Annotated in this window: 22 protein-coding genes; 11 read left to right on the forward strand and 11 right to left on the reverse strand. The window is 64.7% G+C overall.

What is annotated here, in order from left to right:
- The first annotated feature begins 28 nt into the window (after positions 1 to 28).
- Together SLT36_RS02805 and SLT36_RS02810 are read left to right on the forward strand one after the other, a co-directional pair.
- Positions 29 to 2206: a malate synthase G gene (locus tag SLT36_RS02805; RefSeq protein WP_432285716.1), complete on the forward strand. Its 2178-nt coding sequence runs from the start codon at positions 29 to 31 to the stop codon at positions 2204 to 2206.
- A 127-nt stretch (positions 2207 to 2333) separates the two neighbouring features.
- The gene (locus SLT36_RS02810) at positions 2334 to 3890 is read left to right on the forward strand and encodes a VOC family protein (protein WP_432285719.1); all 1557 of its coding nucleotides are present in this window, start codon (positions 2334 to 2336) and stop codon (positions 3888 to 3890) included.
- A 17-nt stretch (positions 3891 to 3907) separates the two neighbouring features.
- Here the strand turns inward: SLT36_RS02810 and SLT36_RS02815 are convergent, their stop codons facing one another.
- From SLT36_RS02815 to SLT36_RS02825, 3 genes are read right to left on the reverse strand one after another with little or no spacing between them, the layout of a single operon-like run.
- The gene (locus SLT36_RS02815) at positions 3908 to 4861 is read right to left on the reverse strand and encodes a ring-cleaving dioxygenase (RefSeq protein WP_432285721.1); all 954 of its coding nucleotides are present in this window, start codon (positions 4859 to 4861) and stop codon (positions 3908 to 3910) included.
- 59 nt (positions 4862 to 4920) lie between these two features.
- A complete protein-coding gene (locus SLT36_RS02820) occupies positions 4921 to 5241 on the reverse strand; it encodes a 2Fe-2S iron-sulfur cluster-binding protein (protein ID WP_067955512.1) in 321 nt (106 codons plus the stop codon).
- A gap of 15 nt (positions 5242 to 5256) precedes the next feature.
- Entirely contained in the window at positions 5257 to 6513 is a 1257-nt protein-coding gene (locus SLT36_RS02825; RefSeq protein WP_432285723.1) for a cytochrome P450, read from the reverse strand.
- 171 nt (positions 6514 to 6684) lie between these two features.
- On the opposite strand from SLT36_RS02825, the gene SLT36_RS02830 reads away from it, so the two are divergent.
- The 4 genes from SLT36_RS02830 (at position 6685) to SLT36_RS02845 (ending at position 12395) form a co-directional block, all read left to right on the forward strand.
- The gene (locus SLT36_RS02830; protein WP_432285724.1) at positions 6685 to 7515 is read left to right on the forward strand and encodes a helix-turn-helix domain-containing protein; all 831 of its coding nucleotides are present in this window, start codon (positions 6685 to 6687) and stop codon (positions 7513 to 7515) included.
- Positions 7516 to 7611: 96 nt separating this feature from the next.
- Positions 7612 to 8415, forward strand: a complete 804-nt coding sequence (locus tag SLT36_RS02835; protein ID WP_432285725.1) for a dimethylarginine dimethylaminohydrolase family protein — start codon at positions 7612 to 7614, stop codon at positions 8413 to 8415.
- A 276-nt stretch (positions 8416 to 8691) separates the two neighbouring features.
- Positions 8692 to 10845: a thiamine pyrophosphate-dependent enzyme gene (locus SLT36_RS02840; RefSeq protein ID WP_432285727.1), complete on the forward strand. Its 2154-nt coding sequence runs from the start codon at positions 8692 to 8694 to the stop codon at positions 10843 to 10845.
- A 17-nt stretch (positions 10846 to 10862) separates the two neighbouring features.
- Positions 10863 to 12395 (forward strand): indolepyruvate oxidoreductase subunit beta family protein, encoded by a 1533-nt coding sequence (locus tag SLT36_RS02845; protein WP_432285729.1) that lies wholly within the window; start codon positions 10863 to 10865, stop codon positions 12393 to 12395.
- A 17-nt stretch (positions 12396 to 12412) separates the two neighbouring features.
- Here SLT36_RS02845 and SLT36_RS02850 read toward each other — a convergent pair whose 3' ends face one another.
- Both SLT36_RS02850 and SLT36_RS02855 read right to left on the reverse strand, forming a co-directional pair.
- Positions 12413 to 12967 carry a MarR family winged helix-turn-helix transcriptional regulator gene (locus SLT36_RS02850; protein WP_154385213.1) on the reverse strand — a complete coding sequence of 185 codons (555 nt, stop codon included), beginning with the start codon at positions 12965 to 12967 and terminating at the stop codon, positions 12413 to 12415.
- Positions 12968 to 13176: 209 nt separating this feature from the next.
- The gene (locus tag SLT36_RS02855) at positions 13177 to 13968 is read right to left on the reverse strand and encodes a cyclase family protein (protein ID WP_432285731.1); all 792 of its coding nucleotides are present in this window, start codon (positions 13966 to 13968) and stop codon (positions 13177 to 13179) included.
- 564 nt (positions 13969 to 14532) lie between these two features.
- Between SLT36_RS02855 and SLT36_RS02860 the strand changes: the two genes are divergently transcribed.
- From SLT36_RS02860 to SLT36_RS02880, 5 genes are all read left to right on the forward strand, one after another.
- A complete protein-coding gene (locus SLT36_RS02860) occupies positions 14533 to 15807 on the forward strand; it encodes an ABC transporter substrate-binding protein (protein WP_432285733.1) in 1275 nt (424 codons plus the stop codon).
- Between the two features lie 18 nt (positions 15808 to 15825).
- Positions 15826 to 18123, forward strand: a complete 2298-nt coding sequence (locus tag SLT36_RS02865; protein ID WP_432285734.1) for a molybdopterin guanine dinucleotide-containing S/N-oxide reductase — start codon at positions 15826 to 15828, stop codon at positions 18121 to 18123.
- On the forward strand, positions 18120 to 19424 hold the full coding sequence (locus tag SLT36_RS02870) for an NAD(P)/FAD-dependent oxidoreductase (RefSeq protein ID WP_432285735.1): 1305 nt from the start codon (positions 18120 to 18122) through the stop codon (positions 19422 to 19424). The genes SLT36_RS02865 and SLT36_RS02870 overlap by 4 nt, the downstream gene beginning before the upstream one ends.
- Positions 19425 to 19475: 51 nt before the next feature.
- Complete coding sequence (locus tag SLT36_RS02875) at positions 19476 to 20441, forward strand: ornithine cyclodeaminase family protein (protein ID WP_432285736.1); 966 nt, start codon at positions 19476 to 19478, stop codon at positions 20439 to 20441.
- A gap of 106 nt (positions 20442 to 20547) precedes the next feature.
- Entirely contained in the window at positions 20548 to 21246 is a 699-nt protein-coding gene (locus SLT36_RS02880; RefSeq protein WP_115729894.1) for a GntR family transcriptional regulator, read from the forward strand.
- A gap of 42 nt (positions 21247 to 21288) precedes the next feature.
- Here SLT36_RS02880 and SLT36_RS02885 read toward each other — a convergent pair whose 3' ends face one another.
- From SLT36_RS02885 to SLT36_RS02910, 6 genes are read right to left on the reverse strand one after another with little or no spacing between them, the layout of a single operon-like run.
- Positions 21289 to 22233, reverse strand: coding sequence for a branched-chain amino acid ABC transporter permease (locus SLT36_RS02885; protein WP_115729895.1), 945 nt, complete (start codon positions 22231 to 22233; stop codon positions 21289 to 21291).
- Between the two features lie 7 nt (positions 22234 to 22240).
- Positions 22241 to 23143 carry a branched-chain amino acid ABC transporter permease gene (locus SLT36_RS02890; RefSeq protein WP_432285737.1) on the reverse strand — a complete coding sequence of 301 codons (903 nt, stop codon included), beginning with the start codon at positions 23141 to 23143 and terminating at the stop codon, positions 22241 to 22243.
- Entirely contained in the window at positions 23140 to 23868 is a 729-nt protein-coding gene (locus SLT36_RS02895) for an ABC transporter ATP-binding protein (protein WP_432285738.1), read from the reverse strand. The genes SLT36_RS02890 and SLT36_RS02895 overlap by 4 nt, the downstream gene beginning before the upstream one ends.
- Complete coding sequence (locus tag SLT36_RS02900; RefSeq protein WP_115729898.1) at positions 23865 to 24656, reverse strand: ABC transporter ATP-binding protein; 792 nt, start codon at positions 24654 to 24656, stop codon at positions 23865 to 23867. The genes SLT36_RS02895 and SLT36_RS02900 overlap by 4 nt, the downstream gene beginning before the upstream one ends.
- On the reverse strand, positions 24653 to 25873 hold the full coding sequence (locus SLT36_RS02905) for a pyridoxal phosphate-dependent aminotransferase (protein ID WP_115729899.1): 1221 nt from the start codon (positions 25871 to 25873) through the stop codon (positions 24653 to 24655). The genes SLT36_RS02900 and SLT36_RS02905 overlap by 4 nt, the downstream gene beginning before the upstream one ends.
- Positions 25870 to 26286 (reverse strand): Rid family hydrolase, encoded by a 417-nt coding sequence (locus tag SLT36_RS02910; protein ID WP_432285739.1) that lies wholly within the window; start codon positions 26284 to 26286, stop codon positions 25870 to 25872. The genes SLT36_RS02905 and SLT36_RS02910 overlap by 4 nt, the downstream gene beginning before the upstream one ends.
- Positions 26287 to 26601 lie beyond the last annotated feature (315 nt).

Raw genomic sequence — 26601 nt, forward strand, 5'->3', positions numbered from 1 at the left:
GCCTCGCGCGTATCGAAGGAGCCATCCCATGACCCAGACCTATGAAAGCGTCGCCGGCCTTTCAGTCCATCCGGCGCTGCGCGCCTTCGTCGAGCAGGAGGTGCTGCCCGGCGCCCGACTTGAACCAGCCGCTTTCTGGAGCGGGCTTGCGGAGATCATTCGCGACCTCGCGCCCCGGCATCACGAGCTGCTCGCCATTCGCGACGAACTGCAGGCGAAGATCGATGCCTGGCATCTGGAGCACAAGGGCAAGCAGCATGACGCCACAGCCTACGAGCAATTCCTGCGCAACATCGGCTATCTGGTGCCGGCACCTGCCGCCGACGCCTACCAGGTGGCGACCAAGAACGTCGACGCCGAGATCGGTACCATCGCCGGCCCCCAGCTGGTGGTGCCGCTGTCCAATGCCCGCTACGCGCTGAATGCAGCCAATGCGCGCTGGGGTTCGCTCTTTGACGCGCTTTACGGCACCGATGCCATTCCCGCGACCGGTGGCGCCGAAAAGGGCAAGGCGTTCAACCCGGCCCGCGCCAGGCTGGTCATCGCCCGCGTGCGCGAATTCCTCGACCAGGTCGTGCCGCTGGCTACCGGCCGCCACGCCGACGCTGTTGGCTACATCGTCGAGCGCGGCAAGCTGCAGGTGACCTTGGCCGATGGCAGGAAGATCGGCCTTCGTTCGCCCAGCCAGTTCGCCGGCTTCACCGGCCCGCGCCATGAGCCGAGAAGCGTGCTTCTGGTCAATAACGGCCTGCATATGGAGCTGGTGCTCGACCGCGAGCATCAGGTCGGCGCGCTCGACGCCGCCGGCATATCAGACGTGGTCATCGAGGCGGCGATCTCGATCATCATGGATCTCGAGGATGCGGTTTCATCAGTCGACGCCGAAGACAAGATTGTCGTCTACCGCAACTGGCAGCGCCTGATGGACGGCAGCCTGAGCTCGGAATTTGTCCGGGACGGCAAGACCGTCACCCGCAAGCTGGTCGAAGACCGGGTCTTCACCGCACCCGGCGGCGGCACGCTTGTGCTGCATGGCCGTTCGACAATGCTGGTGCGCAATGTCGGCCACCACATGTTCACCGACGCCGTGCTTGACGCGGCCGGCAAGCCGGTGCCCGAGGCAATCCTCGACGCGGCGATCACCGTTGCCAGTGCGGCACAAGACATCCGCGGCGAAAATGCCGTACGCAACAGCCGCACCGGTTCGGTCTATGTCGTGAAGCCGAAAATGCACGGCCCCGACGAGGTCGGCCTCTCCGACCTGTTGTTCAAGCGCATCGAGGAGCTCGTCGGCCTGCCCAAATACACGATGAAGATCGGCGTCATGGACGAGGAGCGCCGCACATCAGTAAACCTCGCCGCCTGCATGTCCAAGGTTCGCGACCGCACGGTGTTCATCAACACCGGCTTCCTCGACCGCACCGGCGACGAGATCCACACCTCGATGGAAGCCGGCCCGATGATGCGCAAGGCCGAGATGGCAAGCGCCACCTGGCTGAAGGCCTATGAGGCGAACAATGTCGATGTCGGGATTGCCCGCAACCTTCCCGGCCGCGCCCAGATCGGCAAGGGCATGTGGGCGGCCCCCGACCAGATGGCCGGCCTGCTCGACAAGAAGATCGCCCATCCGCTGGCCGGTGCCAGCACCGCCTGGGTGCCGACACCGACGGCAGCCGTGCTGCATGCCATGCATTATCACCTCGTCGACGTCGCAGCCGTCCAGGACGAACTGCGCGGCAAGGAGCATGCCTCGCTGACCGACCTTTTGACCATTCCGTTGGCGACCCGCAGCTACAGCGCAGACGAGATCAAGGCAGAGCTCGAAAACAACCTGCAGGGCTTGCTCGGTTATGTCGTGCGTTGGGTCGGCCAGGGCGTTGGCGTGTCGACCGTGCCCGACCTCGACGATGTCAGGCTGATGGAAGACCGCGCCACCTTGCGCATCTCCTCCCAGCACGTCGCCAACTGGCTGCGCCACGGCATCGTCGGCGAAACGGAGGTGCGCGAAACGATGCGGCGCATGGCAGCCGTCGTCGACCGACAGAATGCCGAAACTGAAGGCTACGCCCCGTTGGCGCCAAACTTCGACAGCCCGGCGTTCAAGGCGGCCGAAGACCTGGTGTTCACAGGACGCACGCAGCCGAGCGGCTACACCGAGCATGTGCTCCATATCAGGCGTCGCGAGACCAAGGCACTGTCGGCCTGAGGCTCGCAAGACCAGATCGACTGGCCCCGCTTGTCGGGGCCTTTCTTTTTGGCCAATCGAACATCGGTTGCACCGACCGCCCGGCTGAGGGAATGTCGGCCGAAAGCAAATCGGCCGGAGGTGCATCATGGGCGCAGGCATCCATCACATCACGCTCATCACCCGCAAGGTGCAGGCCAATGTCGACTTCTATGTCGGTTTCCTCGGGCTCCGGCTGGTCAAGCAGACCGGCGGTTATGAAGACGCGACCCAGCTTCACCTGTTCTATGGCGATGGCGCAGCCAAGCCGGGAACGTTGATCACCTTCCTCGTCTGGGAGGACGGCGCGCCAGGGCGCATCGGCCACGGCCAGGCGAGCGAGATATCGCTCGCCATCGATCCGGCCAGCATAGGGTTCTGGCTGACGCGGGCGCTGTCGCATCACATCGAGATTTCGGGCCCGATGGAAGAGATGGGCGAGCCGACGCTCAGGCTGAAAGACCCCGACGGAGTGATCGTCAAGTTGGTCGGGGTGGCTGGCTTCCCGGCCCCGGTGGATTGGGACGGTTCGAGCGTTCCGGTCGAGCACGCCATCCGCCGCATCCGCGGCGCCACCATCATGACCGAGGTGCCCGAGCTGACCGAAAGTTTCATTGCCAGGCATTTTGGCTATCGGCCCCAGACGAGCACCGAGTTCATCCGCCGGCTGATTTCCGACTCCGGCGACGTTGTCGATATCCGCGACGCCAAGGGTTTCTGGTCGAGCGCGCCGGGTACCGGCACCATCGACCACATCGCCTTCCGTGCCCAAAACGTCGCCGAGGTCGAACGGGTGCATGGCGAATTGGGCTCCAGCAATTCCTCGATCACCAACGTGCATGACCGCAAGTATTTCTACTCGCTCTATGTGCGCGAACCGGGCGGCACGCTGATCGAGCTGGCGACCGATGCGCCCGGAATGGCGGTAGACGAAGCCCTGGACGAACTCGGCACGCATCTGTTCGTGCCGCCCGACCGCGCCGACAGGATCGACGAGCTGAAAACGATGCTGCCGCAATTCGCCTGGCCGGGCGAGGAGCGCGTCATCTATCGCGAACTGCCTTTCGTGCACCGCTTCTATACGCCCGAGAATGCAGATGGCACGACGATCGTGCTGCTGCACGGCTCGGGCGGCAACGAGACCAGCCTTCTCCCCTTCGCCGCCAAGGCCGCACCGAATGCCACCCTGCTGGCACTGCGTGGCCGCGCCACCGACGAAGGCGCACCACGCTGGTTTCGCCGCTTCTCGGCCAACAAATTCGACCAGGACGACATCAGGTCGGAGGCCAAGGCGCTGGTCGCCTTCGTGGAGGGAGCCATCGAGGCTTACCGGCTGGATCCGGCAAAGCTGGTGTTTCTTGGGCACTCCAACGGCGCCAACATGCTGGCTGCCGCCATGCTGTTGCATCCTGGCGCCATCAGGCGGGCGGCGCTGCTGCGCGCAGCGATGGTGCTGGAACAACCGCCGGCGGCCGACCTGTCGGATACCGAGGTGCTGTCGATCGCGGGCGACGTCGACGTGTTCAGCAGCTTCGGCCCCGAACTCGCCGGCCTGCTGCGCGACGCCGGCGCCGAGGTCGATGCCCGCACCATATCCTCAGGCCACGCTTTCGAGGCGGCCGATATCGAGATCGTCAGAGACTGGCTGGCCGCTCGCAATCTCTAACGGCGCGCCTTGCCGGGTCATACCAGAGGCTTGAGCCTGGCCTCGATCGACGCCCGCCTGTCCTCGAGGAACGGCGGCAGCGACAAGCGTTCGCCGAGCGTCTCCATCGGCTCATCGACGGCGAAACCCGGGCCGTCGGTAGCGATCTCGAACAGCACGCCGGCGGGCTCGCGGAAATAGAGCGAACGGAAATAGTAGCGCTCGACCTCGCCACTCGACGGCAGCCGAAACTCCTGCAGCCGCGCCGTCCATTCATGGATCTGCTCGATATCGGGCGTGCGGAAGGCGACGTGATGGACCCCGCCTGCACCCTGCATCGCCGGGTTGAGCCTTGGCTGCACTGCGACATGCAGTTCGGCAGCAGGCCCGCCCTCGCCCATCTCATAAACGTGGACGTGGCCTTCGCCATCGGGCGACGGGAAATCGAGCAGCTTGCGCAGGTTCATCACCCGCGTCAGCACCAGTTCCGTGTTGGCGAGGTCGGGAACGCTGATGGTGATAGGGCCGAGGCCCCTGATCTGGTGCTCTGATGGAACGGTGCTTGCCGACCATTCATTGGCCGGTCCCTTGCCGCCGTCGTCGACCAGCCGCAGGCGCTGCCCCTCGGGATCTTCGAAGTCGACCGATTTGTAACCGCCAATGTCCGTTGTCTCAGAGGTTTCGATGCCCTTGGCTGCAAGGTGCTCGCGCCACCAGTCGAGCGACGTTTCGCCGGCGACGCGCAGGCCGGTGCGGCAGATGCTGTGGGTGCCGCGGCGCTCACGCCCCACCGGCCAGTCGAAGAAGGTCAGGTCCGAGCCCGGGCTTGCCTTTCCGTCGGCATAAAACAGGTGGTAGGCGCTGGTGTCGTCCTGGTTGACCGTCTTCTTGACCAGCCGCATGCCCAGCGTCCCTGTGTAGAAGCGCAGGTTACCAGGCGCATCCGCGGTAATGGCGGTGAGGTGGTGAATGCCCGTCAGTTGCAGCGTCATCAGAGCCTCCTGTTACCGGGAAGTCTAGAGATAGCGCCTTTGGGCCGTGGCGGCCACGCTCAATATTGCTCGCGCGGCAGGTGCACGACGAGGCCGTCGAGGGCGGCTGACATCTTGAGCTGGCAGGTAAGCCGGCTCCGCTCCGTCGGGTTCATCAGGCATTCGATCATGCCCTGCTCGGAATCGTCTGCTGCCGGCAGCTTTTCGGTCCAGCTCTCGTCGACATAGCAGTGGCAGGTGCCGCAGGCGCAGGAACCGCCGCATTCGGCGAGGATCTGGTCGATGCCGTTGGCAACGGCCACCGACATAACGCTCTGGCCTTCATTGGCCGTGAGTTCGGTTGCCTGGCCGTCGGCATCGACGAAGGTTACGCGGTACATAAGTTATCTCCTGAATCAGGCCGGGGTCAGCGTCAGGCGCAGCGCCTTGGGGCCACGCACGGACAGGCCGGGCTTGTATTGGGGCTCGGCTTCGGCGAGCGAAATCGACTTCAGCCGCTTGATCAGCGTGGTGAAGATCACCTCCATGTCGAGGCGCGCCAGATGGTTGCCGAGGCAGAAATGGGCGCCGCCGCCGAAAGCGAGGTGACGGTTGGGGTTGCGGCCGACATCGAAGCTGCCGGCGTCTTCGCCGAAGGCTGCCGGGTCGCGGTTGGCGGCGCCATAGAGCAGACCGAACTTGGTGCCGCGCGGGAACGCCTTGCCACCGACCATGCAGTCGGTGGTCGAGTAACGGTGGAAGAAGGGCAGCGGCGATTCGAAGCGGAACATCTCCTGGATCGCCGTGTGGATCAGGCCCGGGTCCTGTCGCAACCGCTCCATCTGATCGGGAAAGCGCAGCAACGCATGCATGCCAGAGCCGAGCACGTCGATGGTCGAGCCGTGGCCGGCCATCAGGATCAGCATGCAGGTCGAGACCAGCTCGTCTTCATTGAGGAGACCGGCATCCTGCGCCGCCATCAGCCGGGTGATCAGGTCTTCCTGCGGTGCGGTGCGGCGCTCGGCCATCAGCTTGAGCAGGTAGTGGTAGAATTCGGTCGTCGCCTGCTCGGCCAATGCCTTGCGCTCGTCGGAGCGATTGATGTCAAAGAACTGGACAACCCGTTCCGACCAGACGCGCAGCTGCGGGCAATCCTCATCAGGCACGCCAAGCACGCGGCCGATAATGTGGCCCGGCACCTGGGCGGCGAGGTCCTCGACGAAGTCGATCTCGCCCTTGCCGATCAGGCCGTCCACCAACTTGTCGACGAAACTCTGAATCATGCCACGCTGCCGGGCGATGAAAACAGGCGTGAACTCGCGGAACACCTGCTTGCGCAGCCGGTCGTGCACGGCGCCGTCGCTGTCGAGCATGGAGAACTGCACGAAGCGCTGATGGTGTGGCATGTCGAGCCAGTTCTGCCGGCGCTTCTGCTCAGTGATCTCTTCTTCGGACATGAAGAATTCGGGCGAACGCACCATCGAGTTGTCGCGAGCGATGCCGGCGACGTCGTCGAAGCGGGCGACCAGCCACATGTCGAAGTCGGTGAAGAACTGCGGCTCACCCTTGTCGCGCAGCGCCGCATAGGCCGGATAGGGGTTCTGGGCGAAGGCGCGCGACAGCGGCTCGAATGCCGAGCCTGATACGCTTGCCTTTGGGGTAGCGGTCGCCATCTTGTCGCTCCAACCGGATTGCCACCACGATGCGGCAGCTGTCGTCATAGGCTAGCGCCAACGGCGCCGATATGAATGCACCCCAGTCGCGCCTTAATGGATAAAACTCGCATCGTCGGCGACATGCCACTACAACGCTGGCAACGGACGAGCTTACCGGCCTGCGCAAAAATGACCAAAGACCACCGCGACGAGATCCTGTTCCACACGCCTGGGAGGCACGCCGAGGCCTATCCCTACAAGATCCTGGTCGCCGGGCGCACGCACTTTACCGCAAACGACGGGCTGGTGACGCGGCGCTTCCACCACCACACGCTTATCCTGACCATCTCAGGCCGCGGCCTGATCGAGATCGGAGGTCAGCGCTTCGCCGCCGGAGCCGGAAGCGTCGTCTGGCTCGATACGGCGATGCAATATGCCCATGGCTGCCACGCCGAGGCCGACCATTGGCACTATTTCTGGATGAGTATCGACGGCCACGGCCTCGACGCGGTGTTCGCCTTCCTGCGTGTCGGCCAGTCGCCGGTCTTTTCGGGATCGAGCACTGCCGAGCCGCTGTTCGAGCAGGCGATCGGCACGCTCGGCCATCGCAGCCAGACCACCGACGCGCTGTCGAGCGCCATTGTCGGCCAGCTGATCGCGCTGCTGGTCGCCGAACGCGGCGAGCAGGAGGAAGACAGCAGCGAGCGCATCCAGCGGCTGATGCGGGCGCTGAGGGCCAACATCGCCCGCAACTGGCAAATCGAGGACATGGCGGACATTTCCAGCCTCAGCGCCTCACAGTTGCACCGCCAGTTCCGCCAGAAGACCGGCACCACGCCGATGGACTGGATTCGTCACGAACGCATGAACCTCGCCAAGCGGCTTTTGACCTCCTCCGATGCCAAGATCTCTGCGGTGGCCTTGAGCTCAGGCTATGCCGATCCCTATCATTTCAGCCGCGACTTCCACCGCATTTCAGGCCAATCGCCGAGCGAGTTTCGACGCGCACGCGGGCAGTGACGCATCCGCAACCCTGGCCCATGTCCTGCCCGTCGACATGCCAGATGGTTTCGGGCAGGCTGCGGTCAATCCAAACCAGCAAGATGAGCCCGCCGCATGACATCGAAGCCAGCCGTCTACGAATTCAACGCGGCGATCGTGCGCGAGCCGGCGCGCTCCGTGGTCAACGGCCTGCGCGCCGACGATCGCGGCAACCCGACCTATGAAGGCGTCAAGGCGGAGCACGCGGCCTACATCACAGCCATGCAGGCGGCGGGCGTCAAGGTCACAGTGCTGCCGGCGCTGGATAACTTCCCCGACTCGATCTTCGTCGAGGACCCCGCACTGGTTTTCCCTGAGGGTGCGATCCTGCTCCGGCCCGGCGCCGAGACCCGGGTCGGGGAAACCGCAGAAATCGCCCCGACACTGAAGGCGATGTTCAGCACCGTGCTCGACCTGCCGTCATCAGGCTTCGCCGACGGTGGCGACGTACTGACCACGCCCCGGAGCGTGATGATCGGGCTGTCGGCCCGCACCAACCGCGCCGGTGCCGAAGGCCTCGTCGCCAGCCTCGACCGCCTCGGGCGCAAGGGCGAGATCGTGCAGACCCCGGAAGGCGTGTTGCATTTCAAAACCGACTGCTCGCTGCTCGACGAAGAGACGATGCTGACCACCGAAAGGCTCGGCCGTTCTGGTGTGTTCGATGGCTTCCGGCAAGTCACCATCCCGGCAGGTGAGGAGCCAGCCGCCAACGCGCTGCGTGTCAACGGCGTGGTGATGGTGGGTTCCGACTATCCACGCACCATCGAGATGCTCGACCGGCTCGGCTACAATGTGGTGCCGCTCAAGACGACCGAGATCGGCAAGATCGACGCCGGCCTATCCTGCATGTCGCTGCGCTGGCATCGGCCAGCCAGCTAAGCGGAGCTTTTGGCGCTGCAGTCGCACGCCGTGACGCTGGGTGATCGTTTATATATGCACAGACATGCATCAGACGCGTCGACCAAGGAAGATCGCTACCCGTTCGGCTGCTTAATCTTTTGACGCTATGATCCGTCCCGCAGTGATTGACAGATCCATGCATTTTCATGAATATGCATTTTCATAGATATGCAGCTCGACGCCCGGCAAGCCTGGCGGCCCTGAGGGGCGTCGAGCCATGGTGGCAGCGGTCTTGCCACGCCTGGGAGGGTCGACATGGCGGAACGGTCTTTTGCGCGGGAGGTCGAAGACCTCAAGCTCGGTGAGGGCGATCTCTTTCGCGGCGAGGGCATCCTCGCCATCACCAAGGCGCTGTTGCAGTCCGGCGTCTCTTATGTCGGCGGCTACCAGGGTTCGCCGATCTCGCATCTGATGGACGTTCTCGCCGACGCCAAGCCGGTGCTCGACGAGCTCGGCGTGCACTTCGAGTCTTCCGCTTCCGAAGCCGCTGCGGCCGCCATGCTGTCCGCTTCGGTGATGTACCCGCTGCGTGGCGCGGTGACCTGGAAATCGACGGCTGGCACCAATGTGGCCTGCGATGCGCTGACCAACCTGGCGTCGAGCGGCGTCAAGGGCGGCGCGCTTATCATCCTCGGCGAGGACTATGGCGAGGGCTCGTCGATCCCGCAGGAACGCAGCCATGCCTTCGCGATGAAGTCGCAGATGTGGCTGCTCGACCCGCGCCCCAATCTCGAATCGATCGTCAAATCGGTCGAAGACGGTTTCGAACTGTCGGAAGCGTCCAACACGCCCGTGATGATGCAGGTGCGCATCCGCGCCTGCCACGTGCATGGCCAGTTCGTCGCCAAGGACAACAAGCGTCCTGAATTCACAATCAAGGAGGCGCTGGAGAATCCGGTGCGCGATCTCGACCGCATCGTGCTGCCGCCGGTGTCGATCACCGTGCATGACCGCGAGAAGATCGAGAAACGCTGGCCGGCGGCCATCGATTTCATCAAGAGTCGCAAGTTGAACGAATGGTTCGGCCCCGACGCGGGTGATGTCGGCATCATCCTGCAAGGCGGCATGTACAATTCGGTGATGCGGGCGCTGCAACTGCTGGGGCTCGCCGACGCCTACGGCAACACGGCAATCCCGCTCTATGTGCTCAACGTCACCTATCCGCTGATCGACGACGAGGTGTCGGCATTCTGCGCCGGCAAACGCGCCGTGCTGATGGTAGAGGAAGGGCACCCCGACTATCTCGAGCAGGCGGTGAACTCGATCCTGCGCCGGCGCGACATCAACACCAGGCTCGCCGGCAAGGGCGTGCTGCCGATCCGCGGCGACTATACGGCAGCCGTGCTGATGAACGGCATCCAGGCGTTTCTCGAGGAGCATGCCGTAGCCCTTCTCGGCAACCGCCCGCCGTTGCCCAGCGCCGATGCGGTGCTTGCCGATCCGAAGGTCAAGGCGCTTAACGCCGTCGTGCCCGCGCGCCCCGCCGGCTTCTGCACCGGCTGTCCGGAACGGCCGATCTTCGCCGCCATGAAGCTCGTCGAGCAGGAGCTCGGCGAACACCACGTCTCGGCCGACATCGGCTGCCACCTGTTTTCCATCCTGCCGCCGTTCAACATCGGCGGCTCCACCATGGGCTACGGCCTCGGCCCGGCCTCCGCCTCGGCCTTCAATGTCGACGCCGGCAAGCGCGCCATCTCGGTGATGGGCGATGGCGGCTTCTGGCACAACGGGCTCACCACCTCGGTCGGCAACGCCGTCTACAACAAGCATGACGGCGTCATCATGGTCGTCGACAACTACTATTCGTCGGCGACAGGCGGGCAGGACATATTGTCGTCACGCGCCGACAATCCGGAGCGCTCGACCAACAACTCGATCGTCAAGGCGGTGAAAGGCATCGGCGCCAAATGGGTGCGCCAGATCGACCGCACCTATGATGTGGCGAAGATGCGCGACACGCTGAAGGAGGCGCTGACCTCGAAGGAGGAAGGGCCGAAGATCATCGTCGCCTCCTCGGAGTGCATGCTGAACCGGCAGCGCCGCGAAAAACCCTTGTTCTCCAAGGCGGTGAAATCCGGCCAGCGCATGGTGCGCGAACGTTTCGGCGTCGACGAGGACACCTGCACTGGCGATCATGCCTGCATCCGCCTGTCAGGCTGTCCGTCGCTGTCGCTCAAGCATACCGACGACCCGCTGCGCGACGATCCGGTGGTGGCGATCGACAACACTTGCGTCGGCTGCGGCAACTGCGGCGAAGTCTCGGAGGCGGCGGTGCTGTGCCCGTCCTTCTATCGCGCCGACATCATCTACAACCCCACCCGGCGCGACCGTTTCGCAGCCAGGCTGCGCACCGCCGTCATCGGCTTCCTGCAGCGCCGCCGCGAAGCCAGGCGCGTGGTCTTCGGGTGAACGACATGAGCAGTCCAATGACCACCATATCCGCCGACGACAAGCCGATCTCACTGGCCATCCTTGCCATGGGCGGGCAAGGCGGCGGGGTGCTCGCCGACTGGGTGGTGGCGCTCGCCGAGGCAGAGGGCTGGGTCGCCCAGTCGACCTCTGTGCCCGGCGTCGCCCAGCGCACCGGCGCCACGATCTATTACGTCGAGATGCTGAAGCCCAAAGGCAGTCAGATGCCGGTGCTGTCACTGATGCCGACGCCTGGCGACGTCGATGTCGTGTTGGCAGCCGAATTCATGGAAGCCGGCCGCTCGATGCTGCGTGGACTGGTCACGCCGGACAAGACGACGTTGATCGCCTCGACCCACCGCGCCTATGCGGTCGGCGAAAAGGAAGTGCCGGGCGACGGTACCGGCGATCCCCTGGCAGTCGTCGACGCCTTTGGCGTCGCGGCCAGGAAGACTATTGTCTTCGACATGCAGACGCTGGCCGAAAAGAATGGCAGCGTCATCTCGTCGGCGATGTTCGGCGCCTTGGCCGGCGCCAATGTCCTGCCGTTCACCCGCCAGGCCTTCGAGGCTGCGGTGCGCGCCGGCGGCAAGGGCGTCGAGGCCAGCCTGCGTGCCTTTGGCGCCGCCTTCGACCGGGCCCGCGACGGCACGCCTGATAACGTCGCCAGGAAGCCTGAAAAGCTGCTGCCGGTCGCACCTCTGTCGGTCGGTCATCCAAAGCTTGACCGGCTGCTCGACCGCATCCATTCCGAGTTCCCGCCAGTGCTGGCGCCGATGCTTTATGCCGGCGCGAAGAAGCTCGTCGACTTCCAGGACCCGCGTTATGCCGAGGAGTATCTCGACACCGCGTCGCGCCTGCTCACGCTTGACCGAAACGCCGGCGGCGAAACCAGGAACTTCGGCTTCAGCCAGGAAATCGCCAAATATCTCGCCATCGCCATGGCCTATGACGATGTCGTGCGCGTCGCCGACCTGAAGACGCGCGCGACGCGGTTCGAACGCGTCCGCAAGGAGATCGGCGCCACCGGCGAGCAGCTCGTCTACACCACCGAATACATGCACCCGCGCGCCGAGGAGGTTGTCGGCACCATGCCGGCATCCCTCGGCCAGTTCATCGAGAACCGCCCGGCACTGCTCAAGTTGCTGGAGCGCCTGTTCAGCAAGGGCCGGCGCGTGCGCACCGGTACCGTCGGCTGGTTTTTGGCACTCTATGCGCTCTCCAGCCTGAAGCCGATACGCCGCACCATGCTGCGCCACAAGCGCGAGATGGCGCATATCGCAAGCTGGCTGGAAATGGCGTCATCCCTGCTGCCCGCCAATTATGAGCTGGCGTCAGCGGTGGTCGGCAGCCGTCGGCTGGTGAAGGGCTATTCCGACACCCACAGCCGCGGCCAGGGCAAGTTCGACAAGGTGCTGTCGGCGGTGCCCCTGCTCAAGGGGCGTGAGGATGGCGGAACCTGGCTCAAGCGCCTCGTGCAGGCGGCGTTGCAGGACGAGGCCGGCAAGTCGCTCGACGGCGCATTGGCGACGGTCCGCAGCTTCGCCTGACGCGCTCGCGCCGTAGCTTAAGTCTCGGCGTCGGCCTTTCCGTCGCCGTTCTTGACCGTTGCGTCACCGCCGCCGCCGATCCGGTCGATGTTGCGCAGAACCTTGTGCAGCGTGACGATGAAGGCATCGTATTCGTCGGGCTCGATGCCTTCGAACAGCTGCGAAAAGATGCCGAACAGCACCGGCCAGAACTGCTGGAAGACATCGCGGCCGGCGTCGGTGATGTGCACCTCGCGAACGCGCATGTCGTCGGCGCGCGACTGGCGCCGGACAAAGCCCTGCTCCTCCAGCGCGTCGAGCGTACGGCTCATCGTCGACTGTTCGACAACCGCGAGGAACGACAGCTCGTTGACGGTCAGCCCGGGCGAGATCGTCAGAAGGGCGATCGCCCGCATCTTCGGGGTGGTCAGGTCGAGCGGGCGCAGCCGTTCCTGCAGATTGGCGTTGTAGCTTGCCGACAGGCGGTTGATGAGGTGCGGGGCAAAGCGGTTGAGCCCGATTTCGCCGAGGCTGGGCAGACGGTTGCCGTCGCCAGCCTCCCTGAACGACCCGGTGAAGTATTTCGTGACCATTGCTACCCGTTCGGCTCGATGGAGTTCGACGCTGTTCGGATTGCCATGAAGCCGATTATCCGGCAACCGTCCAGAGCCTCTCACCTGGCATCAAATGAAAAGGCCGGGCGCCGAAAGGCAACCCGGCCCTACGCCGCAAGACGGCTGGTACCATCCAGCTTGCGGCGACAGCGGCGGTGGGAGCCGCCGCAGTCCCCAATGAGGCTTGATCAGGCGCGTGGCGCGAGCGCGAAGGCGCGCACCGGGCTGCCGGTGCCGCCGACAATCTTGAGCGGCGCCACGACCAGCACGGCACCCGTGGCCGGCAGCTTGTCGAGGTTGCACAGGCTGGCGAGGCCGTAGCTGCCGACTTCGAGCAGCAGGCTGTGCGCGGGGAACGGCGGATCCATCGCAACCGCGCTGCCGGCATCCGTGCCGACGCATTCGTTGCCGAAGCCGAGCACGCCGCGCTCGACCAGAAGACGAACGCAATCGACGCTCGGCCCGGGCGTATGCGGGCCATTCTCGTCGGCGTTCAGGAAGGCCTCGGTCGAGGTGTTGCGCGGATACCAATCCGAGCGCATCAGCACCCAGGCGCCACGCGGTATCTGGCCATGCACGGCCTCCCAGGCCTTCACGCCATCGGCAGTCAGCAGGAAGTCCGAATTGGCGGCGACCTCCTTCGAACAGTCGATAACGACGCAAGGTGCTACGAAGGACTGCGGCGACACGGTGTCGGTGGTGCCCTGGGCGACGTCCTTGCCGGAGATCCAGTGCACCGGGGCATCGAAATGGGTACCGGTGTGCTCGCCGAGCTCCATCCAGCCCCAGGCCCACCACGGACCGTTGGCATCATAGCGCGAGATCTCGTGCATCTTGAACTTCGGCGTGTTCTTGGCGAAATCCGGCGGCAGGTACAGGACCGGCGTATCTGGCCCCAGCGGCGCGGTCAGGTCGACGATCTGGACCGCGCCCGTGGCGATTGCCGACGCGAAATCCGCCAGCGTCTGGTTGGCTGTCATCTTGGCTCTCCTCCTCTTTGCCCGGTCCGGAAGGCCAGGTTTGCTTCAGCCTAATCAAGTCATATGCATTTGCAAATATTATTTTTGGTCAGATGCCAACACAGCCGGCATCCTTCAAGCTAGAATATCCCCGCATGCATGGTTCCGGCCGGATTTGGTTGACCACGGGGCAGCTGTCGAGATGCCAGCGGGCCTGACCCTGGCCCCGGCAGGCCGCCGCAGCGTGCCTGCGTTCGGCTTCAGGGCAGGTGAAAATCTTCCGATCCGGCACAGATTCTACAAAAATCTGAAATGCGGACGCTTCGTTCTTCTGCTGCGACACGCGGCTACGAAAGCCGCTGCAAAATAAATCAAACATCTGATTACAATCATGTATTTCGACACTTCCCCCGCAGTTGTCGCCTCAATTCCATGTCTTCCGGCCTCGCTTTACAACCGCAAAATTTTGTGCGCTTATGATCAAATGATGGAAGTGAGGAACGTTTCCGCGACGGCTTGACCAACGGGCACCAAGGCCTGAGACGAGCACGCGGCTACCATCATCCAAACAAGGGGAACGGACTGATGAACAAAACCAAGGGCCTGATGCTGGCCAGCCTGCTTGCAGCAACCGCATTTTCCACCACCTCGGCAATGGCCGAAGATGCCGCATGCCCGGTCAAGATCGGCGGCGTGCTGTCGCTGACCGGCTCGATGGGTGCCGTCGGCAAGAACATCGCCAACAGCGCCCAGCTCGCCATCGCCAACATCAACGAGGGCGGCGGCGTCAAGGGCTGCCAGGTCGAGTTCGTGCTGCGCGACGACCAGGGCCAGCCCAATGTCGGCGTCGACGCCGCCAAATACCTCGTCGATGTCGAGGGCGTGAAGGCACTGTCGGCCAGCATCGGCAGCGGCGTCACCATCCCGATCCTGACTTCAGTGGCTGCACCCTCGCAGATCCCGCAGATCGCCTGCTGCGCCTCGGCGCCGACGCTGACCACGCTTGCCCAGGAAGGCAAGACCGGCGGCTTCTTCTTCCGCACTTTCCCGAGCGTCAAGAACCTCGCCTATCCGCCGGCCAAGATCGCCGCCGACCGCGGCCTCAAGCGCATCGCCATGATCTATGTGAACACCGACTACGGCGCGAGCCTGGTCAAGGACTTCACCAAGGCAACCGAGAAGTTCGGCGGCCAGGTGGTCAAGGCCGTGGCCTTCAACGAAAACCAGGCGTCCTATCGCGCCGAAGTGTCGGCGGCACTGGCCGAGAAGCCGGACGCGATGTTCCTCGTCGCCTTCCCGCAGGACGGCGCCACCATTGCCCGCGAGTGGATTTCGCTCGGCGGCTCGCAGGAGTTGATCCTCAACAACGCCCTGCGCAGCCCTGACTTCGTCAAGGCCGTCGGCGCCAAGTATCTGAACAAGGCATTCGGCACCGACAACGCCTCGGCGGAAAGCCCCTCGCTCGAGCAGTTCAAGGCAGCCTTCAAGGCCGCCCACAACGCCAGCGCCGACGGCCCCGGCATCTCCAACGAATATGACGCCGTGACCATCCTCGGCCTCGCCATGAACATCGCGCCCGACCTGAAGGGCGCTTCGATCCGTGACGCCATCCGCAAGACGCAGGCACCCGACGGTGAGGCGATCGGCACCGGCCCTGCCGAGTTCAAGAAGGCGCTTGAGCTGATCAAGGCAGGCAAGCCGATCAAATATGTCGGTGCGCTCGGCCCGATCGAGTTTGACGTCAATGGTGACATCAGCGGCCCGGCACTATCGTGGCACATCGAAGGCGAGGAACTGGTCATCGACAAGACCATCGGCAACGAGGACATGAAGAAGCTGTTCGCGGAAATCGACGGTTAAGACAGGCACCGGACGGGCATGACCAGCTACACGCTATCCCACTGGGGCACCTATGAGGTCGAACCCCGTGGAAACGGTTTGCCCGCCCTTAAGCCATTCAGGCGCGATCGGGACCCGAGCCCGATCGGCCTCTATCAACTCGACCCAGCGCTCGACAGGCTCCGGGTCCGGCGACCGGCCATACGCAAGAGCTGGCTCGAGCATGGCCCGGGGGCTTCACCGGAGCGTCGCGGCATCGATCCCTTCGTCGAAGTCGAATGGGACCATGCGCTCGACCTCACTGCCGCCGAGATCGACCGGGTACGCACCACCTACGGCAATGCATCGATTTTCGGTGGTTCCTATGGCTGGTCGAGTGCCGGTCGCTTTCACCACGCGCAAAGCCAGGTACACCGCTTCCTGAATGCCGCCGGCGGCTATGTCCGGCATGTCGATTCCTACAGCCTAGGTGCGGCCAACGTCGTGCTGCCGCATATCGTTGCGAGCATGGACGAACTGATGGCCGGCCATTCCTCCTGGGACACGCTGGCGGCCCATTGCGAGCTGTTCGTCAGCTTCGGCGGCGTGCCGGTCAAGAATTCACAGATCAATGCCGGCGGCGTCGCGCTGCACGGCGTTCCGGCGGGCCTGGCCGGCATGCGCGCGGCCGGCACGCGCTTCGTCAACATCGGCCCGGTGCGCGACAATTTCGGCACGGTCGCCGATGCGGCGCAATGGATCGCCTGCCGGCCCAACACCGACACCGCCCTGATGCTGGCGCTGGCCTGGGTGCTGTTCAGCGAGAACCTGCACGACAAGGCATTCCTCGAACGCTGCTGTACCGGCTTCAAAACCTTCGTCCCCTATCTCGCCGGAGCCACCGACGGTGTGCCGAAGACACCCGAATGGGCCGAAGCGATCAGCGGCGTGCCGGCCGGAACCATCGTCGATCTTGCCCGCGACATGGCATCGGCACGCACGATGCTCAATGTTTCGTGGTCGATGCAGCGCGCCAGCCATGGCGAACAACCCTACTGGATGGTGGTGACGCTGGCGGCGATGCTCGGCCAGATCGGTACTCCCGGCGGCGGTTTCGGTGTCGGTTATGGCGCAGCAAATCTTGTCGGCAGCGCCCACACCCGCATCAAGGGGCCGACGCTGTCGCAGCTCAAGCCGGGCATTCCCGACTTCATTCCTGTCGCGCGCATCGCCGACATGCTGCTCAATCCCGGCGCGCCCTTCACCTACAACGGCAAGACGCAGAATTACCCCGACATCCACCTGATCTACTGGGCCGGCGGCAACCCGTTCCACCATCACCAGGATCTCAACCGCCTGCTCACGGCCTGGCAGAAGCCCGACACCGTCATCGTCAACGAGCAGTACTGGACGCCGACAGCCAAGCGCGCCGACATTGTCTTGCCGGCGACAATCTCGCTCGAACGCGACGATATCGGTTCCGCGACGCTGGAGGCCTTCATCGTTGCGATGAAGCAAGCAGTGCCGCCGGCGGGAGAGGCGCGCGACGACTACGCCATCTTCGCCGAATTGGCCGAGCGACTCGGCTGCGGCGAAACCTTCTCTGAAGGGCTCGACGCCGCCGGCTGGCTGTCGCGGCTCTACGAGGAATGCCGGCCGCTCAATCGCGCGCGGGGGCTCGACCTGCCCGATTTCGAAACCTTTTGGCGCGACGGGCTGATCGACCTGACCCCGCTCGACCGTCCCGTGACCATGCTTGCCGATTTCGTCGCCGATCCGGAGCGCAAACCGCTCGGTACACCGTCGGGCAAGATCGAGATCTTCTCGCAGCGTATCGCCGGCTTCGGCCTGGACGACTGCCCCGGCCATGCGACCTGGATGCCACCGGCGGAGTGGCTGGGCGGCGGGCTCGCCACCAGATATCCGCTGCACCTTCTGACCGACCAGCCGGCGCGCCGGCTGCACAGCCAGCTCGACGCCAGCCCCTACAGTGCCGGCGGCAAGTCGAATGGCCGCGAGCTGGTCTACATGAACCCTGGCGATGCCGCGCAACGGGGGCTGGAAGAGGGCCAGATCGTCGAGCTCTACAACGAGCGTGGCCGCTGCCTGGCGGCGGTGACGATCACCGGCGACATCATGCCCGGCGTGGCCCGACTCAACACCGGTGCCTGGTTCGATCCAGACCCTGAGACCGGGCTTGAAAAGCATGGCAACCCGAACGTGCTGACGCTCGACGTGCCGGCGTCCGGCCTGTCGCAAGGCTGCAGCGCCCAGACGTGCCTTGTCGAGATCGCCGCCTTTGTCGGCCCGCTGCCACCTGTCACCGCCTTCTGCCTGCCGGAATTCGCGACATCATGACCACCGCACAGAGCACGCCGCACCAACACATGCGTACGGTGTGGTGGCAAACCGCCAATCCGGCCCCTGTCACCCAGCCCTTGCGCGCTACAAGCAAGGTCGACGTCGCGATCATCGGCGCCGGCTTCACCGGCCTGACCGCTGCACTCCACCTCGCCCGACGCGGCGCGCGTGTTGCCGTGCTCGAGGCAGAGATGATCGGCAGCGGCGCGAGCGGGCTCAATGCAGGTTTCGTGGTACCGAATTTCGCCAAGGCAGACCCTGCGGCGGTGGTTGGCAAGCTTGGCGAGGAACGCGGCTACAGGCTGCTGCAGATGATCGGTGGCGGCGGCGATCGCGTCTACGCGACCATCCGCGAATATGGCATCGCTTGCGATGCCGAGCAGGTCGGCTGGATGCACGTCGCGCACTCGGAAAAGATGCTCGGCATTCTCGAACGCCGGGCGGAAGCCTGGCAGGCGCTGGGTCGTCCGGTGCTCATGCTCGACGCTACAGAGGCGCGCCGCCGCGCCAGCCTCAGGCATAATGCCGGTGCCCTCATCGACGGCAGTGGCGGCACGCTGCATCCGCTCAACTACGCCTACGGGCTGGCGGACGCAGCCATGAACGCCGGTGCCGTTATCCACGAGGGCGCAGCTGTCCATGCCGTTGAACGATCAGGCAATGGCTGGCGGCTGACCAGCAGACAAAGCACGATCGACGCCGATACGGTCCTGCTATGCACCAATGCCTCGGAACAGGGCGCTGCCCGCCGCCTCGGCCGCATCGTCGTGCCGCTGCGCGTCTACCAGATTGCGACCGCCCCGCTCGACGAGGTCACGGTACGGCGCATTTCGCCGGAGCGGAACCCCGTCGCCGACACGCGTGCCAACCTCTTCACCTTCAGGCTCGACCGCGACAACCGGCTGATCAGCGGCGGCATGTCGATGCTTCCGCTCGGCGCCGAACCGCGCATGGCAACAATGATCGCCGGCCGCCTGCAGGCCGAACTCGGCTTGCCGCGACTGCCTGCCGTGGAAAGCATCTGGCGCGGCACCGCCGCCATGACCACCGACTTCCTGCCACATGTCTATGAATTCGGTCCGCGCTTCATCGGCGGCATCGGCTGCAACGGCCGTGGCATCGCCCTGACGGCGATGCTCGGCGAGGTACTGGCCGAGGCTGCATCGGGCACGCCGCTCGACGCGTTGCCAATCCCCCAGGCTTCGCCGCGCGCCCTGCCGTTTCGCAGCTTCGCAGCCGCTGCCCCGTCGGTCGCCATCGCCCAGGCTAGGTGGCAGGACCGGCGCCAGGGATTGTAATCGCCTGATATGACGGCATATCTGTCTGGCCTCGCAAAGGAGCCATTTTCAATGCTGATCCTCAACCGGCGGGCTGTTGCGGCCGCCTTGCCCATGGCCGATTGCATCGACGCGATGCGCGCAGCACTCGCTGATTTCGCCACCGGCGGCTACCGGCTGTTCCCGCGCCAGCAGCTCAATGCCGGCCCCGGCGAGGTGCTGATGGGGCTGATGCCGACTTTCTCGCTGGCCGGCGGCGAAAAGCTCTGGTGCCTGAAGGATGTGCTGGTCGCGCATGACAATGCGGCGCGCGGCCTCGACAACCACCAGGGGGCGGTGCTGCTCAATGACGGCGAGACCGGCCAGCTGCGCGCCGTACTCGACGCCACCGAAATCACCGCCCGCCGCACCGCAGCCACTTCGGCCGTGGCAACGGCGGCGCTGGCCCGGCCCGACGCCAGGACGGTCGCCATCCTCGGCACCGGAACGCAGGCCGAGATGCATGTCGAAGCGCTGCGCCATGTCATCCCAGACGCTGTCTTCGTGCTCTGGGGCCGCTCGCCCGACAAGCTCGAGGAGCTTGCCCGCAGAAGCGGCGCCGAGGTGGCCGACACCGCTCGGGGGGCAGTGGCCGACGCCGACGTCATCTGCACCCTGACCGGATCGAAGGAGCCGATCGTCGAGTTTGGCTGGCTGAAGCCAGGCTGCCACATCAATGCCGTCGGCTCGAGCAATCGCAATGCGCGCGAGCTTGGCGACGACATCGTCGCCGCCTCGGCCTTCTTCGTCGATTCGCGCAGCCAGGCCGCCATCGAGTGCGGCGAGCTGCTGCAGCCGCTCGAACGCGGCGTGATCGGTCCCGACCATGCCCGTGCCGAGCTCGGCGAGGTGCTTGCCGGGCTGCATTCCGGGCGGTCGTCATCCGGAGAGCTGACGGTGTTCAAGTCGCTCGGCATCGCCGTGGAAGACGCCGCGGCGGCCATCCGCGCCGTGAGTAACGCGACCGACAGGGGCCTCGGCCAACCGGTCGACTGGTAGAGCCTTCGCAGGCAAACAGTTCATGCGCGTCGTGCCGGCTTGATACCGCGCGGCGCGATTTCTATGCTATGTGCACATTCATCGTTTGATCAAAAGAGGAAGCTGGATGAGCGTCGATTTCCTGGAGCCTGTTTCGTCGCGCTCGACGATTCAGGACGGTATCTACCGGCAGCTGCGAAAGGCGCTGATGTCGGGTCATTTCGATCCCGGCCAGACACTGACCATCGCGATGCTATCCGACACGTTCAAGACCAGCCACATGCCGGTGCGCGAGGCGCTGCGTCGCCTGATCGCGGAGAACGCGCTGGTGGTGCTGACCACCGGCTCGGCGCAGGTTCCCACCGTAAGCCTGGCGGCACTGGACGATCTGTGCCTGACGCGCATAGCGCTGGAAACGCTTGCGGCCAAGCTCGCCACCGAACGCTCGACGCCGGCCGACCGCAAGACCTTCCGGCATCTCGTCGAGGAGCATGAGGCCGCCGCCAATGACCGGAATCTCGAAGAGATGCTGGCCCGGAACCAGGAGCTGCATTTCGCCGTCTACGACTGCTGCGGCTCGCCCGTCATCACCCAGTTCATCCAGAGCCTGTGGCTGCGCTTCGGCCCCTATATGCGCATGCTGTCGGGCCATATCGAACCGGTTCTGGTCTCCGGCAAGTACCAGCCGAGCTCGCATCATCGCGACCTGATCGAGGCTATGGATGCGGGCGACGCCCGTGCCGCCGCCAAGGCGATCAAGGGCGACATCGAGACGACGCAAGCGCTGCTGCGCCGGCTGTGCAAGGAAGCTGTCGAGACGAACTGACCCTGCCAGCGCGCCAGCGCCGGCCCCGTTCAGGCCTGACGCTCAGGCGGCATGCCGCGAGGTGACCGGCTGCTCGCCGATCAGGCCACGCGGACGCAGCAACAGCACGAGCACCAGCGCCAGGCCGATGATCATCGCCTGAGCAGCACCGCCATAGATCTGGAACTGTTCGGGCAACATCTTCGACGACGCCGCGCCGATGGCGCTCCAGATGCCCCAGACAACGATCGCGCCGAGGATGGCGCCGCGATTGTTGCCACTGCCGCCGATGATCAACATCGTCCATATCTGGAAGGTCAGGATCGGCAGGAAGTCGAACGGGCTGACGAAGCCGATGAAGCTGGCATAAAGCGCACCGGCAAGCCCCATCAGCGTCGAGCCGATGACGAATGCCTGCAGGCGGAAGCTGCGGGTGTTCTTGCCCAGCGTCTCGGCGGCGACCTCGTCTTCGCGGATCGCCTTGAGCACGCGTCCCCAAGGCGAACGCGCGATGCGCTCGAGGGCGACATAGGCGACGGCCAGGATCACCACCACGACTGCCAGGTAGCCGAGATTGTTGGCGAGCGGCGTCGCAAACAGCCCACGGAACGGATTGGGGATCGAGGCAATGCCCATCGTGCCGCCGGTCAAGGCTTCGAAGTTGGTGGCGACGAGCTGGATGGTGACGGCGATGCCGAAGGTCGCGACCGCGAGATAGTCGCCACGCAGCCGGACCGTCGCCATCCCGGTGATGAGGGCCGCAAGTGCCGCGGCAGCCATCGCGCCGACCAGGCCGACGATCCAGGGCAGTTCGAAATTGCCGAGCAGCTCAGGCCGCGCCGGCGCCGTCAGGATCGCGAAGGTGTAGGCACCGATGGCGTAAAAGCCGACGATACCGGCGTTGAACAGGCCGGTGCCGCCCCATTGCAGGTTGAGCCCAAGGGTCGCGATGCCGAGGATCAGCGCGACGGTGAGGAAGAATACAAGATACGAAACAAATCCGATCATCTGAGCCTCACACGCGTGCCGACCTGGAGAACAGACCTTGCGGCCTGAGGTAGAGGATGATGAGCAGCAGGCCGAAGGGCACCGCCGCCTTGTAGCCGGTAGGTATGACCAGCGCCGACAGGCTTTCGGCAAGACCGACGATCAGGCCGCCGGCGACCGCGCCAAACAGGCTGCCGGTGCCACCGAGGATCGCCGCTGTGAACAATGCAAGAAGCATGTTGAAGCCCATCTCCGGTCGGATCTGCACGGTCAATCCTGCAAAGACGCCGGCAATGGCGGCGAGGGCGCCACTGAGCATCCAGGTCCAGCGCACCACCTTGGCGATGTCGATGCCGCAGACCTGCGACAAAGCCGGGTTCTCCGCCATCGAGCGCATGGCGACGCCGATGCGGCTGAACTTGAGGAACAGGTGCAACGCCACCACCAACGCCACCGTCAGCACGAGGACAAGCACCTGGTCGGGCATCAGCCGGACATTTGGCAGGATTTCGAGCGAGATCTGCAGCTCTTGGCCATAGTAGTGCGCGTCCGCACCCCAGACGAACAGCACCAGATTGCGCAGGATCAGCGCGATGCCGAAGCTGGCGAAGACCAGTGTCAGGCTGCCGGCGCGACGCTTGCGGAGCTTGGAAAAAACGAGCGCGTCGGCGGCGATGGCGATCAGCCCGGTGCCGACGCAGGACACCACGATGGCCACGAGCAGCGGCCAGCCAAAGGAAAACGGGCCGATGGGCTGGCCGGCGGGCAGGAAAGCCACCACAGCAAAAGCCAGGTAGGCGCCCCAGGTCAGCATTTCGGCATGGGCAAAATTGGCGAATTTCAGCATATGCGCGCACAGCGAGTAGCCTATTGCCCCGAGCGCGAGGATGCCGCCGGTCAAGAGACCGTCGGCGATGGCTTGTCCAATCATGATTTCCTCCGGAAGCCCAGGAATGCTTCGGCAATGGCGTCGTTGTCGAGCAGATCGGCCGCCGTTCCCGTCATGTGGTTGCGGCCCTCGACCAGGACATAGGCACGGTCGGAAACCCGAAGGGCTGCCTTGGCGTTCTGCTCCACCATCAGCACCGCAACGCCACTCTTGGCGAGGCGGCGCAGGTCGTCGAGCACCTCGTGGACGATCTTGGGCGCCAGCCCCGCTGTCGGCTCGTCGAGCATGATGACGCGCGGATCGGTCATCAGCGCGCGCGCCACCGCGAGCATCTGGCGCTGGCCGCCGGAGAGCACGTTAGCCGCGGCGCGGCGACGGTCGGCCAGAGCGGGAAAATGCTCGAAGGCCCGTTGCACGCGCTCGCGCAACAGCGAACGCGGCAAAGTGTGGCCGCCGCTGATCAGGTTGTCCTCAATCGACAGCGAGGAAAAGACGTTGCTGGTCTGCGGCACGAAACCCACGCCCGCGGCGATGATCTCGTGCGTCGGCAGCCCCGAGATGCGCTGGCCGCCGAGCTTGACCTCGCCGCCCTCGACCAGCACCAGGCCGGCCAGCGCCTTGAGGAAGGTCGACTTGCCGGCGCCGTTCGGGCCGATCAGGGTAACCAGTTCGCCGGCGTCGATTGTGACCGAGATGTCGAAGACGATCGGCATGCCGGGGATGTAGCTGGCGCGCAGGCTGCGCGCCTCGCAGACGGGCGCGCTCATGCCAGTTCCCCCACCGTTACATCACCAAGATAGGCATCGATGACGCGCTGCTCCTTCATCACGCCGGCCGGATCGCCCTCGAAGATCACCCGGCCCTGCGCCATCACCACGATGTGGCGGCAGATACGCATCACCATGTCCATGTTGTGCTCGACGATGAGGAAGGCGACGCCGCGCTCGTTGAGCGCCACGATCTTGTCGATCAGCGTTTCGATGAGCGTCGGATTGACACCCGCCGTCGGTTCGTCGAGCAGGATCAGCGGCGGGTCGACCATCATGACGCGGGCAAGTTCGAGCAGCTTCTGCTGCCCGCCCGAAAGCACGCCGGCAAGGTCGCGCGCCTTGTCGGCGAGACCGGTAAAGGCGAGCACCTCCATCGCCCGTTCGCGGGCCCGGCGTTCCTCGCTCGCGACCAGCCTGCCGCGGAACCAGTTGTTCCAGAAGGTCTCACCCGACTGGCCGGTGGCCGACAGCATGACATTTTCGAGCACTGACATCTCGGGAAATGGCCGCGGGATCTGGAAGGTCCGCGCCAGGCCAGCGCGGAAGATCTTGTCGGGGCGGAGCCCCGAAATGGGCCTACCGTCGAAGATCACCTCGCCGGCGCTCGGCTGAACCTCACCGGCAATGAGGCCGAACAGCGTACTTTTGCCGGCGCCGTTGGGGCCGATCAGGCCGGTGATCTGGCCTGCCTTGACCGCTATGTCGACACCGTCCACGGCCTTGAGCGCACCAAAGCTCCTCGAAAGGCCTCGGGTCTGCAGGATGACATCGCCGGTCTGTGTCATGCACTGCCCCGCTTTGCTTCGCTGGCCGGCGCGCCGTCGCGTCCGTCCCAGAGATTGTTGAAGAACCTGGACAGCCGGTCCATGCCTTCGTCCAGCCGCTCCAGGCTTTCGGAGCCGAAGCAGACGCGAAGATGGCCTTCGCCGGATTGACCGTAGAAGCTGCCCGCCTCGACGACCACATCTGCCTCGTCGAGAATCCTTTCGGCAAGCGCCTGCGACGGAATGCCGAAGGCCGAGATATCGGGGAATGCGTAGATCGCGCCTTGCGGCGACGGGCATTTCACGCCCGGCATCTGGTTGAGGCGGCGGACGACAAGATCGCGCTTCTGGCGGTCGTGATCGACAAGTTCGGCAAGCACTTCGCAAGGGCCGGTGATCGCAGCACGACCACCGGCCTGGATAAATGTATTGACGTGGGTGGCGTCGTTGGCGGTGATCTTGAGCAGCCCGGGCATCGCCCAGGCCGGTGCGACCATGTAGCCGAGACGCCACCCATCCATGGCAAAGGATTTGGTAAATGCAAAAGCGGTGATGGTGCGCTCGGCCATGCCGGGCAGTGCCGCGATGCTGACATGCTCGCGACCGTCATAGACCATGTCTTCGTAGACCTCGTCGGAAATGACGAGCAGGTCGCGCCGGATCGCCAGTTCGGCGAGGCCTTCGAGCTCGGTGCGCGAATAGACGCGGCCGGTCGGGTTGACCGGATTGACCAGCACGATCATCCGGGTGCGCTCGGTGATGGCGGCCTCGATCAGCTCGGGCTTGAGGGCGAAGTCGTCGGCGGCATCCAGCGTCACGAACACCGGCTTGGCACCGGCCAGCTCGATCTTGCCGATATGCTGGGGGTAGAACGGGTCGAGCAGGATCGCTTCGTCGCCCGGATCGAGCAACGCCAGGAACGCCGCGAACGAGGCGTGCGTCAGCCCGTTGGTGACCAGGATGTCCGCCAGGGTCACATCCATGCGGTTCTGGTTGCGCAGCTTTTCGGCCAGTGCCGCGCGGAAGCTCGCTGTCCCCTTGAGGTCACTGTAGTGGACGTCGCCGGCCAGGATCGCCGTGATCGTCGCCTGCTTGATGTGCTCGGGCGTATCGGCAGCCGGGCGGCCAAGCTCGAGGTGGATGAGGTCACGCCCACTGCCGGCAAGTGCCGCCGCCTTCTGGTACATGCCGAATGACTTCTGTGGCGTCTGGGAGATACGCCGCGCGACCCGCTTCATTGTTCCACCTGGCTGATGTTTGCCGCAGCGCCGGCCTGGCGGCGCGCGATGACTTCGATCTCGACCTTGATCTCTTCAACGGGGAAACCGCAGATGATGGTCGTGTTGGTCGGCCGCGGATCGGCGAAGTTCGCGCCGAGCACACGCGAGACGGCCATGACGTCGTCGCGGCTGGCGAGGTAGACGCGCACCGAAACGATGTCGCGCAAGCCGGACCCTGCTTCCGCCAATGCCGCTGCGATGATGTCGAGCGCGCGCCGCGCCTGGGCTTCGGCCTCGGGCGCAAAGCCGCCAATGGCGGGATCATGGCCGGCCGTGCCCGAAACGAAGATCCAATCGCCGTCGACAAGCGCCCTTGAATAGCCCGCGAGCTCCTCGAATGGAGAGCCGGAGTAGATCGCTTTTCTTGTCATCGGCGCCTCTATTTTGCACGCTCATTTGATCAAACCATCATCGTGATAACGCAAGTTCGCGATGAGATCAACCGCCTGGAGACGGCGTAGGCATTTTGGCTTGAGGGCCGGAAGGCACAGGGCGCGAAACATCGGGGCTGGACGCCGGGTGCTTGGATATTGGGTCCAGCATGGACCGGCGAGCAGTCACTTGCGCGTGACCCACGCCGATTCCGCGTAACAAAGCCACATCCATCTCCGTATCCTGTGTTGGCGGGCTTCGTTCGGCCAGGTCGAGTAAGCCCTGGCGTCTCTCAAGAACGCAGCCAGGAACGA

This window comes from Aminobacter sp. BA135 (assembly GCF_050859125.1).
Lineage (GTDB): Bacteria > Pseudomonadota > Alphaproteobacteria > Rhizobiales > Rhizobiaceae > Aminobacter > Aminobacter ciceronei.